We start from the raw sequence: 12,219 nt of genomic DNA on the forward strand, positions 1-12,219 counted from the left end.
CCGGTCCTGGCTCACTCCTGGGCCAGGACCACCGCCGTGCCGTACGCGCAGACCTCGGTGCCCAGGTCGGCAGCCTCGGTGACGTCGAAGCGGAAGGCGACCACCGCGTTGGCACCCCGCGCGCGTGCCTGCTCCACCAGGCGCTCCATGGCCTGGTTGCGGGTCTGCACCAGGGTCTTGGTCAGCCCCTTCAGCTCGCCGCCGATCATCGACTTCAGCCCGGCGCCGATCTGGCTGCCCAGGTGCCGCGAGCGCACGGTGAGGCCGAAGACCTCGCCGAGCACCCGCTCCACCCGCCGTCCGGGCACGTCGTTCGCCGTCACCACCAGTACGTCCGGCTCGGGCCCCTGGCCGCCGCCGTAGTCTTCGAGTCCCATGACGCACAGCTTTGCGCCGGTCGCCGCACCGTGCATTCTGGGACGGCCGCTGGAACCCGGGCCCGTCACGAAGCGTTGATAGCTTTGGGCGGCCACCCTCGCAGCCGCCGTCGCCGCCCTCTTCCCCCCTCAGGAGCCCGGACCCGTGATGACACTCGCCCTCGGCCCGAGCTGGCTCGATCCCAACTACCTGCTGGACACGTACAGCATCTGGGGTCTGCTGCTCATCGTCTTCGCCGAGTCCGGCCTGCTCATCGGCTTCTTCCTGCCGGGTGACTCGCTGCTGTTCACCGCCGGTCTGCTGATCACCTCGGGGCAGCTGGACTTCCCGCTGTGGGGGGCGATCGCGCTGATCTGCGCCGCCGCGATCCTGGGCGACCAGGCGGGCTACATGTTCGGCAAGAAGGTCGGACCGTCCCTGTTCAACCGGCCCGACTCGCGCCTGTTCAAGCAGGAGAACGTGATCAAGGCGCACGAGTTCTTCGAGAAGTACGGACCGAAGTCGCTGGTCCTGGCCCGCTTCGTGCCCATCGTGCGCACCTTCACACCGATCGTCGCGGGCGTCAGCGGGATGCGGTACCGCTCGTTCCTGACCTTCAACGTCATCGGCGGTGTGCTCTGGGGCGCCGGGGTGACGCTGCTGGGCTCCTGGCTCGGCAACATCGGCGTCGTCAAGGACAACATCGAGGCGATGCTCATCCTCATCGTCCTCATCTCGGTGATCCCGATCGCCATCGAGTTCCTGCGCGCCCGCGGCAAGAACAAGCGCGACCAGCAGCAGGCCCCCGAGCAGCCCGCGTACGAGCAGCAGCCGCAGGCCCCGGTGATGGACGACTCCACGACGCAGCTGCGCCGCATCGAGCCCGACCAGCCCCACCAGGACCCCTACGGCCGCCCCTACGAGCAGCAGGCGGCCCCCCAGCAGCAGCCGCAGCACTGGCAGCAGGGCTACGGCAACCGGCCCCAGGGCGGCCAGGGCCACGGCGGCTACGGGCAGCAGCAGGACCCGTACTACGGACAGCAGCCCCACCAGCCCCACCAGCAGCCGCAGTACGACGGCTACGGACGGCCGCACCACCCCCAGCAGCAGCAGTCCTACCCCTACGGCTACGACCAGGGCCACGGCCAGGGCGGTCACCACCCCCAGTAGGGGATGGCCGCCTAGAAACCCCTGGTCCGCTTGGCCGCCCGGCGCTTGCCGGGGGAGCCGATCCGCAGGGTGAGCCGGGAGATCTCCGCACCCAGGTTCACCCCGATGGCGATGGCCATGGCCAGGGAGACGGCCTTGGCCAGCGACACCAGTCCCTTGTCCACATGGCTCTGCGCGATGGACAGCAGTCCGAAGTACGTGGCCGAACCGGGCAGCAGCGGGCCGATCGCCGCCGTGGTGAACGGCAGCGCGGACGCGAACTGATAGCGCGCCAGCAACTGCCCGAAGAGGCCCACCAGACCGGCCGCCACCGCCGTGGATGCCACCGGCGAGAAGTTGGCCGTGTGCAGCGCGCCGTACACCGACCAGGCGACGCCGCCGTTGAGCGTCACCCACAGCACGGTGGAGCGCTCCTGCTGGAGCAGCACCGCGAAGGTCAGCGACAGCACCATGGAGGCCAGGATCTGCAGCACCGGCCGGGACTGGATGTTCAGCACCGCGTCCGGGTTCAGCTCGCCGCCCACCTGCACACCGAAGTACAGCACCGTCAGCACACCGATCACGATGGCGACGAAGAAGTACATGACCTCCAGCAGCCGCGCCGACGCGGTGATGTAGAAGCCCGTCAGTCCGTCCTGCACGCCCGCCACCAGCGCCCGTCCGGGCAGCAGCGCGAAGAGTCCACCGGTGACCACCGCGGACGCCTTCACGTCCACGCTCGCAAGGGCGAACGCCACGCCGATCGCGGCGGGTGGCATCGCGGCCACCGTGAACTGGTAGAACTCCGGCAGCCCGCGCCCGGCCAGCAGCCAGGCGAGCCGGTCGCCGAGCATCGCGCCCAGCGCGGCCGCCACGAACACGATCGCGTCACCGCCGACCAGCACCGAGGCCGCGCCCGCCAGCAGCCCGCTCGCCAGGGTCAGCGCCCAGCCGGGGTAGGGGTGCCGGTTTCGGCGCATCTCCGCGAGCCGGCCGTACGCCTCCTCCAGGGAGACATGGGCCTCGGCGTCCGTGAGATCGTCCACCAGCCGGAAGACCGCCGCCAGCCGGGTGTAGTCGGTGCCGCGCCTGCGGACCGTCCGGGACGCCGTCACCGGGTCCTCCACCAGGGAGGGCTGGTGGGTGATCGACAGCAGGGTGAAGGTCACCGTCGGCTCGCAGCGGTCCAGCCCGTAGGACCGGCACACCGCGAACATCGCGGCCTCCACGTCCTCGGCGCCCTCACCGCCCGCGAGCAGCAGCTCGCCGATACGCAGGGTCAGGTCGAGCACGCGCGGGACCGCGGGGCCCTCGTCCTCGGCGCGCACCACCGGCTCCAGCGCCGGCCGCTCGGCCACCGGCATGCGCAGCATGGTGCGCATCCGGTCCTGCCAGGGCGCGTCGGTGATCAGCGTGATCATCGGGACGCCCGTCGCGGGGGTGAACGCGGACGACGACTCCTTGACGCTGTAGGTGCGCGGTGTGTTGAACGCCGAGCCCTCCGGCTCGGCCTCCGCCTGCGTCGACTCCAGCCCCTTGGGCATGGCGAACTCGGACGTCGTCTCCGACTCGCCGCTTCCCCTGGCGACCGCGAGTCCCTCCGGGATGGCGAACTCGGACGTGATCTCCGGGTCGAACGTGGCCCGCGCCTCGTCCGACCGGGGCTTGCGGTCCTCCGCCTCCGACACCTCGCACCGCTCCCTGAATGGCACCTTCCGATTACGCCTCAGTATGCGCGTGAAAGCACGAGCGGGCCGCACCACCCCCACCGGGGTGACACGGCCCGCTCGCCGAGGAAGGGCAGGTCAGTGACCGCCCTGCTCCTCCAGGCGCTTGTAGGAGCGCTCGATCTCGGCCTCGGCCTCCTGGCGGCCCACCCAGTTGGCGCCCTCGACCGACTTGCCCGGCTCCAGGTCCTTGTAGACCTCGAAGAAGTGCTGGATCTCCAGGCGGTCGAACTCCGACACGTGGTGGATGTCGCGCAGGTGCTCCACGCGCGGGTCGGTCGCCGGGACGCACAGCAGCTTGTCGTCGCCGCCGGCCTCGTCCGTCATCCGGAACATGCCGATCGCGCGGCACTTGATGAGGCAGCCCGGGAACGTGGGCTCGTCCAGGATGACGAGCGCGTCCAGCGGGTCGCCGTCCTCGCCGAGCGTGTTCTCGACGAATCCGTAGTCGGTCGGGTAGGCGGTCGAGGTGAAGAGGCGACGGTCCAGGCGGATCCGACCGGTCTCGTGGTCCACCTCGTACTTGTTCCGCGAACCCTTCGGGATCTCGATCGTGACGTCGAACTCCACCGGTGGCTCCTCCATGATCAGCGCATAGTTCTGGTGATTAAGTGTCCCTCACGCAGGAGTGTGATCGCGAAAGGGGCTGGTGGTCGTGCCGGAGCTGGGACCTTTGCGGTCCGTGGGACCGCGTGTGAAGCGGCTCGCGGACGCCCTACGACCGAGTCTGGCGCACACGGCGTCCGTGGTGAAACCGCGTCTCGCGCGGTTGACGTCCGCCCTGCGTCCCGGACCTGGCCAGGCCGGTCCCAGGCCCTCTCGGACCTGGTACTTCACCGCCTCGGCGGCCACCGCCGGACTGGCACTGGCCGCCGGCGCAGTGGCCGTGGCCGGCCCCTTCGACGGCGCCGGTCAGCGTACGGCGGAGCGGGACCGCGCGGTCGCCCTCACGCTCGCACGTGGCGGAGATCACGACGCCGTCGGCAGCGTGGGGGGCGGTGCCGAGGCCGTGCCGAGCGCCCCGCCCGTGCTGCGCGCGCTCGGCGCGGCCGCGGAGCCCGCCACGTCCGGCAAGGTGCCGCCGAGCGGCATCGCGGGCGTCCTGGACCCCCTGCTGGCCGACCCCGCCCTCGGCGAGGGCCACGCCGCGGCCGTGGTGGACGTGGCCACCGGCCGCCGTCTCTACGGCACCCACTCCGGCCAGGCGTTCACACCCGCCTCCACCACCAAGATCGCCACCGCCGTGGCCGCGCTGTCCGCGCTCGGCCCCGACCACCGGCTCACCACCCGTACCGCGCTCGACCCCGACACCGGCGAACTGGTCCTCGTCGGCGGCGGCGACCCCACCCTCACCGCGCACAAGGCGAGCGGCGGCTGGGCGAGCCTGCGCACCCTGGCCACCGGCACCGCCGCCGCGCTGAGGAAGCGGGGCGTCGAGAAGGTCACGCTGTCCTACGACACGACGCTCTACTCCGGCCCCTCGCGCCACCCCATCGGCGTCAACGACAACCTCGCCGAGGTCACCGCCCTCACCGCCGACGAGGGCCGCACCGACAACTCCGGCAGCGGACCGGTGACCCGGGTGGCCGACCCCGCCGCCGAGGCCGCCCGCACCTTCGCGGGGCTGCTGAAGGAGGCGGGCATCGAGGCGACCCCGCCCGGCCCCTCCAAGGCGACCTCGCGCGCGACGACCCTCGCCGCCGTCTCCTCGCCCCCGCTGTCCGACGTGGTCGAGCGGATGCTGACCAACAGCGACAACGACATCGCCGAGGGGCTGGCCCGGCAGACCGCCCTCGCCTCCGGGCAGCCCGGCAGCTTCGCGGGCGGCGCCAAGGCGGTCGCCGCCCGGCTCACCAAGCTCGGACTGCCGATGCGCGGCGCCTCCTTCCACGACGGCAGCGGGCTCGACCGGGACGACCGGCTCACCGCCGACCTCCTGACCTCCCTGCTCGCCACCGCCGCCGACCCCGGCCGGCCCGGCCTGCGCCCCGTCCTCACCGGCCTGCCCGTCGGCGGGTTCACCGGCACCCTCGCCGAGCGCTACGCCGACGGCGGCGCGGCCGGCCTCATCCGCGCCAAGACCGGCACCCTGACCGGCGTCAACTCGCTCGCCGGCACGGTCGTCACCAAGGACGGCCGCCTCCTCACCTTCGCCTTCCTCGCCTCAGGCACCACCGACCCCCAGTCCGCCCAGTCCGCCCTGGACCACACGGCAACCACCCTGGCCAACTGCGGCTGCGGCTAGCCTCCGGCGGTCGGACGGGGGCCCAGCCTTGGCGAGCCACGGCCCGCGCCGGGCGCCCCTGGCGGGGTGAGTCTCCGCGCGGGACGCGCCAAGGGGCCGACCATCGGACCGGGCGGCCGGTCACGCGGCGTTGGGACGGCTCGTCTCCCCGGGATCGGCGTCACCGGGTCCCCGTCCGGCACGGTCCGCGCACTGCCCGGAGGGCGGGGGCTCACGTACCGTTGACGCATGACGAGCTTCGGTGGCACCGCTTCTCAGGGGATGGTCGACTGGAACCTCGCGGTGGCGACCGCGACGCGGCTCGTGCGGCCGGGGCCGGAGATCAGCAGGGAAGAGGCCAGGGCGGTGGTCGCTGAGCTGCGCCGGCACGCCAAGGTCTCCGAGGAGCACGTCCGCGCCTTCACCCGCATGGGGACCGGGGACGTCCACGACACCCCCGTACTGGTCGTCGACCGGCCCGGCTGGGTACGGGCCAACGTCGCCGGGTTCCGCGAGCTTCTGCGGCCGCTGCTCGACAAGATGCAGGAGCGGCGCGGCCCCGGCGCGGGCAACGCCGTCCTCGGTGCCGTCGGCGGCAAGGTGACCGGCGTGGAACTCGGCATGCTGCTGTCGTTCCTGTCCTCCCGCGTCCTCGGCCAGTACGAGACCTTCGCCCCCGCCGCCCCCGACCTGCCGGCCGGCACCGCGCCCGGCGGAGGCGGCCGGCTGCTGCTCGTCGCGCCGAACATCGTCCACGTGGAGCGCGAACTCGACGTCGACCCCCACGACTTCCGGCTCTGGGTGTGCCTGCACGAGGAGACGCACCGCACCCAGTTCACCGCCGTGCCCTGGCTCCGCGACCATCTGGAGGGCGAGATCCAGGCGTTCCTCGCGGAGACCGACGTCGACCCGATGACGTTCCTGGAGCGCGTCCGGGACGCCGCCCAGTCGCTCGCCGGGGGCCGCCCCGAGGGCGAGGAGGAGGACGGCGGACGCTCGCTGGTGGAGCTGGTGCAGAGCCCGGCCCAGCGGGAGATCCTCGGCCGCCTCACCGCCGTCATGTCCCTGCTGGAGGGGCACGCCGACTTCGTGATGGACGGTGTCGGCCCCGAGGTCGTGCCGAGCGTCGCCGAGATCCGCGAGAAGTTCCAGCAGCGCCGGGCCAAGGGCGCCTCCCGCCTCGACCTCGCGCTGCGCAAGCTCCTCGGGCTGGACGCCAAGCTGCGCCAGTACCGCGACGGCGAGCGCTTCGTCCGCGCGGTCGTCGACGAGGTCGGCATGGACGGCTTCAACCGGGTGTGGACCTCGCCCAACACGCTGCCCACCAAGGCGGAGATCTCCGACCCGGCGGGCTGGGTCGCGCGCGTGCACCGCACGACTGAACCCTGAGGGGCGGGCGGACGGCAGGCAAACGCCCCTCCAATCACCCGTCCGAGGGACCGTCAGCCATGCGTAGGCGTGCAATGCTCGGGGAAGGGCCCGCTTCTGTCACCATCGACGCACTCTGAGTGACCGGACTTCGGGCTCGTCCCCCGAAACTTCATGAAGGGAACCGGACATGGGTCCCCATCCCGCGGTCGCGGCGATACGCCTGGCGGTCCGCCGCGTCCTCCACGACATCGCCACCGGCCAGGCCGCCGAGCACGGCGGCACCGGACACACCACCGGCCACGGCGCCGTGGCCGTCGCCCACCGGACCGGCGGTCCGGGCACCGCGCAGCGCCACCGGGGCCCCGCCTCCGCCACCGCGCCGCTCGTCCTCGTCGCCTGCTCCGGCGGCGCCGACTCCATGGCGCTCGCCTCCGCCCTCGCCTTCGAGGCCCCCCGCCTCGGCCTGCGCGCCGGTGGCGTCACCGTCGACCACGGCCTCCAGCCCGGCTCCGCCCTGCGCGCCGACGAGGTGGCCCTCAGACTGCGCGAACTCGGCCTCGGCCCGGTGGAGTCCGTCGCCGTCACCGTGGGCCGCGACGGCGGCCCCGAGGCGGCCGCGCGGGACGCCCGGTACGCCGCCCTGGACGCCGCGGCCGAACGCCACGGCGCCGCCGCCGTCCTGCTCGGCCACACCCGCGACGACCAGGCCGAGACCGTCCTGCTCGGCCTCGCCCGCGGTTCCGGCATCCGCTCCCTGTCCGGCATGGCCGCGGTCTCGGGGGCCGACGGCCGTTACCGGCGCCCGTTCCTCCAGCTCGACCGGCAGACCGCCCGCAAGGCGTGCCTGGTCCAGTCGCTGCCCGTCTGGGACGACCCGCACAACACCGACCCGGCCTACACCCGCTCCCGGCTGCGCCACGAGGGCCTGCCCGCGCTGGAGAAGGCGCTCGGCAAGGGCGTCGTGGAGGCGCTCGCCCGCACCGCCCAGCTCTCCCGCGACGACGCCGACGCCCTGGACACCTGGGCCGGCCAGGCCGAGTCCTCCGTACGGGACGCCGAGGGCGAGCTGCAGTGCGCCAAGCTCTACGCGCTGCCGCCCGCCGTGCGCCGCCGGGTGCTGCGCCGGGCCGCCATCGAGGCGGGCGCTCCGGCCGGTTCGCTCTTCGCCCGGCACATCGAGGAGATGGACCGCCTGATCACCGGCTGGCGGGGTCAGGGAGCCATCAATCTGCCGGGCAAGGTCGTCGCTCAGCGGCAGGGTGGCAGACTGGTGATTCGGCAAGGCTGAAATCCCGACCCCCGGAGCCCGACTCCGACGGGCCGGGCCTGCCGGTGGCCGCCGGCGCGGCCATAAGTGCGGGACGACCGAAAGTGATGCGGGTGGACGCGAAAGACATGGGTGCCGACCTCCAGCGGGTGCTCATCACCAAGGAAGAGATCGACGCGAAGCTGGCCGAGCTGGCCGCGAAGATCGACGCGGAGTACGCGGGCAAGGACCTGCTGATCGTCGGTGTCCTCAAGGGCGCGGTCATGGTCATGGCGGACCTGGCGCGTGCGCTGTCCACCCCCGTCACCATGGACTGGATGGCCGTGTCCTCCTACGGCGCGGGCACCCAGTCCTCCGGTGTCGTCCGGATCCTCAAGGACCTCGACACCGACATCAAGGGCCGGCACGTCCTGATCGTCGAGGACATCATCGACTCCGGGCTGACCCTGTCCTGGCTGATCAACAACCTCGGCTCGCGCGAGCCCGCCTCCCTGAAGGTGTGCACGCTGCTGCGCAAGCCGGACGCCGCCAAGGTCTCCATCGACGTGGAGTGGGCCGGCTTCGACATCCCGAACGAGTTCGTGGTCGGCTACGGCCTGGACTACGCCGAGAAGTACCGGAACCTCCCGTTCGTGGGGACGCTCGCGCCCCACGTCTACGGCGGCTGACCCGGGCGGCGCACACCGCCGGGGAAGATCGGGAACCCCGGCGGGCTCCGTGACGTTGGAGCATTGGAAGACGGGCTGTGGTCCGTCCGGGCCGCCGAGTGCGGCTGCGGACGACGAGGCTGGGGTACCGTCAGAAGAACTGTCTTATCAAACTCACTATGGCAGGAGGGACGGGGCGTCACCGCTCCGTGTGGATGGACGTGAAGCGATACTTCCGTGGGCCGGTCATGTGGATCGTGCTGGCCGTCCTTGCCGTGGTCGTGTTGATGCAGGTCGTCGGCAATTCCGGCGGCTACAAGACGGTGGACACCGGCCAGGTCGTGGCGGCGATCAACGACAACAAGATCAAGTCGGCCAAGCTGACCACCGGTGACGAGCAGACCATCAAGGTCACGCTCAAGGACGGCGTCAAGGTCAAGGACAGCTCGAAGATCCAGGCGAGCTACATCGGCGACCAGGGCGTGGCTCTGGCGCAGACCCTGCAGAACAAGTACCAGGACAAGCAGATCACCGAGGGATACACCGTCTCTCCCTCGAAGCAGAGCCCGTTCGTCGGCGTGCTGCTCACCCTGCTGCCCTTCGTCCTGATCGTGGTCGTGTTCCTGTTCCTGATGAACCAGATGCAGGGCGGTGGTTCGCGGGTCATGAACTTCGGCAAGTCCAAGGCGAAGCTCATCACCAAGGACACGCCGAAGACCACCTTCTCCGACGTCGCCGGCTGTGACGAGGCCGTCGAGGAGCTCCACGAGATCAAGGAGTTCCTCCAGGAGCCGGCCAAGTTCCAGGCCGTCGGCGCCAAGATCCCCAAGGGCGTGCTGCTGTACGGTCGCCCGGGTACCGGCAAGACCCTGCTGGCGCGTGCCGTGGCGGGCGAGGCCGGGGTGCCGTTCTACTCGATCTCCGGTTCCGACTTCGTCGAGATGTTCGTCGGTGTCGGTGCCTCCCGTGTGCGTGACCTGTTCGAGCAGGCCAAGGCGAACGCCCCGGCGATCGTCTTCGTCGACGAGATCGACGCGGTCGGCCGGCACCGTGGTGCCGGGCTCGGCGGCGGTCACGACGAGCGCGAGCAGACCCTGAACCAGCTCCTGGTCGAGATGGACGGCTTCGACGTGAAGGGCGGCGTCATCCTGATCGCCGCCACGAACCGGCCCGACATCCTGGACCCGGCGCTGCTGCGTCCCGGTCGTTTCGACCGGCAGATCGCGGTCGACCCGCCGGACCTCCAGGGCCGCCTGGAGATCCTCAAGGTCCACCAGAAGGGCAAGCCGGTCGCGCCCGACGTCGACCTGGCCGCCGTCGCCCGCCGGACCCCCGGCATGACCGGCGCCGACCTGGCCAACGTGCTCAACGAGGCCGCGCTGCTCACCGCGCGCAGCGACCAGAAGCTGATCGACAACAAGGCGCTGGACGAGGCGATCGACCGTGTGGTCGCGGGCCCGCAGAAGCGGACCCGGATCATGTCGGACAAGGAGAAGAAGATCACCGCGTACCACGAGGGCGGACACGCCCTGGTCGCGGCGGCCTCGCCGAACTCCGACCCCGTCCACAAGATCACCATCCTGTCCCGCGGCCGTGCCCTGGGCTACACGATGGTGCTCCCGGACGAGGACAAGTACTCGACCACGCGCAACGAGATGCTCGACCAGCTCGCCTACATGCTGGGCGGACGCGCGGCGGAGGAACTGGTCTTCCACGACCCGACCACCGGCGCCGCGAACGACATCGAGAAGGCCACCAACGTGGCCCGCGCGATGGTCACCCAGTACGGCATGACCGAGCGGCTCGGCGCCATCAAGTTCGGCGGCGACAACTCCGAGCCGTTCCTCGGCCGTGAGATGTCGCACCAGCGCGACTACTCGGAAGAGGTCGCCGGGCTGGTCGACGAAGAGGTCAAGAAGCTCATCGAGACCGCGCACAACGAGGCGTGGGAGATCCTGGTAGAGAACCGGGACGTGCTCGACAACCTGGTCCTGGCGCTCCTGGAGAAGGAGACCCTGGGCAAGGAGGAGATCGCCGAGGTCTTCGCGTCGATCCACAAGCGCCCGCCGCGTCCGGCCTGGACCGGCTCCTCGCGGCGTACGCCGTCCACCCGCCCGCCGGTGCTCTCCCCCCGGGAGCTGGCACTGACCAACGGTGCGAACGGCACGACGCCCGCGATCAGCACGGTCAAGTCCACGACGACCGAGCACGGTCCGGTCCCGGAGCCGTCCCCCGAGGACCGCCCCGAGAGCTGACGCTCCCTTCGGCCACCGGCCGGAATGCATGCCGCGCCCCCCGGGTTCTAGCCTGGGGGGCGCGGCATTTCACCATGTCCGCGCGCTGGACGCACAGGAACGAGGCACCACATGACCGACCCCGTGACGCTGGCCGGTGACGGCACCATCGGCGAGTTCGACGAGAAACGCGCCGAGAACGCCGTCCGCGAGCTCCTGATAGCCGTCGGCGAGGACCCCGACCGCGAGGGCCTCCTGGACACCCCGGCACGGGTGGCACGGGCGTACCGGGAGATCTTCTCCGGGCTCCGGCAGCGCGCGGAGGACGTGCTCACCACGACGTTCGACCTCGGGCACGACGAGATGGTCCTGGTGAAGGACATCGAGGTCTACAGCACCTGCGAGCACCATCTGGTGCCCTTCCGGGGCGTGGCGCACGTGGGCTACATCCCGTCGGTCACGGGGAAGATCACGGGCCTGTCGAAGCTCGCCCGGCTGGTGGACGTGTACGCGCGCCGCCCGCAGGTGCAGGAGCGGCTCACCACGCAGATCGCGGACTCGCTGATGGAGATACTCGAACCGCGCGGGGTGATCGTGGTGATCGAGTGCGAGCACATGTGCATGTCCATGCGCGGCATCCGCAAGCCGGGCGCGAAGACCATCACCTCGGCGGTGCGCGGTCAGCTCCGGGACGCGACGACCCGCAACGAGGCGATGAGCCTCATCATGGCGCGCTGACCGCGCCCTCCGCTCAGGCGGCCGGTTCGGTGCCGGTGGGCGGGGTGTCGTCGTCCTCGGGGAGGCGGCAGACGCGTTCCAGGAGGATGGCGGCCGCTATGACGGCGAAGCCGGCGAGGACCGAGAAGCCGGCGTAGATGGCCTGGTCGCGGCGGGCCGGGATGTCGAGCAGCTCCAGCAGGAGGACGCCCGTGCCGCCGTAGACGCCGCTGACCAGGGCGGCTACCAGGGCGCTCGCGTGGCCGAAGACGACCGCGCGGGCGGCCATCATCGGGTCGACGCCCTTGGCGTCCGGGCGGCGCTCGCGCTGGGCCTTGAAGCGGGCGCGCAGGGAGAGCGCCGTGGCGAACAGGACCACGGCGATCAGCGCGAGCACGATGGGCGCGGCCACCGGTACGCCGGGCAGGGTGCCGAGCGAGTTCCAGAGGCGGGCGCCGGCCCAGGACAGGACGCCGGCGACGACGAACACGCCTGCCAGCACCCTGATGCGAAGCTGTTTCACGGT

Annotated in this window: 11 protein-coding genes; 7 read left to right on the top strand and 4 right to left on the bottom strand. The window is 71.5% G+C overall.

The window, feature by feature from the left end:
* Positions 1–11: 11 nt before the first annotated feature.
* Positions 12–377 (bottom strand): YbjQ family protein, encoded by a 366-nt coding sequence (locus tag D0Z67_RS16075; protein WP_031182754.1) that lies wholly within the window; start codon positions 375–377, stop codon positions 12–14.
* 145 nt (positions 378–522) lie between these two features.
* On the opposite strand from D0Z67_RS16075, the gene D0Z67_RS16080 reads away from it, so the two are divergent.
* A complete protein-coding gene (locus D0Z67_RS16080) occupies positions 523–1,527 on the top strand; it encodes a DedA family protein (protein ID WP_031182755.1) in 1,005 nt (334 codons plus the stop codon).
* Between the two features lie 11 nt (positions 1,528–1,538).
* On the opposite strand, the gene D0Z67_RS16085 is transcribed toward D0Z67_RS16080, so the two are convergent.
* Together D0Z67_RS16085 and D0Z67_RS16090 are read right to left on the bottom strand one after the other, a co-directional pair.
* Positions 1,539–3,194, bottom strand: coding sequence for a threonine/serine exporter family protein (locus D0Z67_RS16085; RefSeq protein ID WP_031182756.1), 1,656 nt, complete (start codon positions 3,192–3,194; stop codon positions 1,539–1,541).
* A gap of 117 nt (positions 3,195–3,311) precedes the next feature.
* Positions 3,312–3,803 carry an inorganic diphosphatase gene (locus D0Z67_RS16090; protein WP_031182757.1) on the bottom strand — a complete coding sequence of 164 codons (492 nt, stop codon included), beginning with the start codon at positions 3,801–3,803 and terminating at the stop codon, positions 3,312–3,314.
* 124 nt (positions 3,804–3,927) lie between these two features.
* On the opposite strand from D0Z67_RS16090, the gene dacB reads away from it, so the two are divergent.
* The 6 genes from dacB (at position 3,928) to folE (ending at position 11,714) form a co-directional block, all read left to right on the top strand.
* Positions 3,928–5,478 carry a D-alanyl-D-alanine carboxypeptidase/D-alanyl-D-alanine endopeptidase gene (gene dacB, locus D0Z67_RS16095; RefSeq protein WP_031182758.1) on the top strand — a complete coding sequence of 517 codons (1,551 nt, stop codon included), beginning with the start codon at positions 3,928–3,930 and terminating at the stop codon, positions 5,476–5,478.
* 261 nt (positions 5,479–5,739) lie between these two features.
* Positions 5,740–6,846 (top strand): zinc-dependent metalloprotease, encoded by a 1,107-nt coding sequence (locus D0Z67_RS16100; RefSeq protein WP_031182759.1) that lies wholly within the window; start codon positions 5,740–5,742, stop codon positions 6,844–6,846.
* A gap of 169 nt (positions 6,847–7,015) precedes the next feature.
* Positions 7,016–8,116, top strand: a complete 1,101-nt coding sequence (gene tilS / locus D0Z67_RS16105; protein WP_031182760.1) for a tRNA lysidine(34) synthetase TilS — start codon at positions 7,016–7,018, stop codon at positions 8,114–8,116.
* Between the two features lie 86 nt (positions 8,117–8,202).
* Positions 8,203–8,763, top strand: coding sequence for a hypoxanthine phosphoribosyltransferase (gene hpt / locus D0Z67_RS16110; protein WP_031182761.1), 561 nt, complete (start codon positions 8,203–8,205; stop codon positions 8,761–8,763).
* A gap of 194 nt (positions 8,764–8,957) precedes the next feature.
* Positions 8,958–10,997, top strand: a complete 2,040-nt coding sequence (gene ftsH, locus D0Z67_RS16115) for an ATP-dependent zinc metalloprotease FtsH (protein WP_031182762.1) — start codon at positions 8,958–8,960, stop codon at positions 10,995–10,997.
* A 111-nt stretch (positions 10,998–11,108) separates the two neighbouring features.
* The gene (folE, locus tag D0Z67_RS16120; protein ID WP_031182763.1) at positions 11,109–11,714 is read left to right on the top strand and encodes a GTP cyclohydrolase I FolE; all 606 of its coding nucleotides are present in this window, start codon (positions 11,109–11,111) and stop codon (positions 11,712–11,714) included.
* Between the two features lie 13 nt (positions 11,715–11,727).
* Here folE and D0Z67_RS16125 read toward each other — a convergent pair whose 3' ends face one another.
* Positions 11,728–12,216 carry a DUF3180 domain-containing protein gene (locus tag D0Z67_RS16125; protein WP_031182764.1) on the bottom strand — a complete coding sequence of 163 codons (489 nt, stop codon included), beginning with the start codon at positions 12,214–12,216 and terminating at the stop codon, positions 11,728–11,730.
* Positions 12,217–12,219: the final 3 nt, after the last annotated feature.

Source organism: Streptomyces seoulensis, from assembly GCF_004328625.1.
In the GTDB taxonomy this organism is placed as follows: domain Bacteria; phylum Actinomycetota; class Actinomycetes; order Streptomycetales; family Streptomycetaceae; genus Streptomyces; species Streptomyces seoulensis.

Coding starts and splice junctions, on each gene's coding strand:
- ftsH (WP_031182762.1), top strand. CDS start 8,958: ATGGACGTGAAGCGATACTTCCGTGGGCCGGTCATGTGGATCGTGCTG.
- D0Z67_RS16075 (WP_031182754.1), bottom strand. CDS start 377: ATGGGACTCGAAGACTACGGCGGCGGCCAGGGGCCCGAGCCGGACGTA.
- folE (WP_031182763.1), top strand. CDS start 11,109: ATGACCGACCCCGTGACGCTGGCCGGTGACGGCACCATCGGCGAGTTC.
- tilS (WP_031182760.1), top strand. CDS start 7,016: ATGGGTCCCCATCCCGCGGTCGCGGCGATACGCCTGGCGGTCCGCCGC.
- hpt (WP_031182761.1), top strand. CDS start 8,203: ATGCGGGTGGACGCGAAAGACATGGGTGCCGACCTCCAGCGGGTGCTC.
- D0Z67_RS16100 (WP_031182759.1), top strand. CDS start 5,740: ATGGTCGACTGGAACCTCGCGGTGGCGACCGCGACGCGGCTCGTGCGG.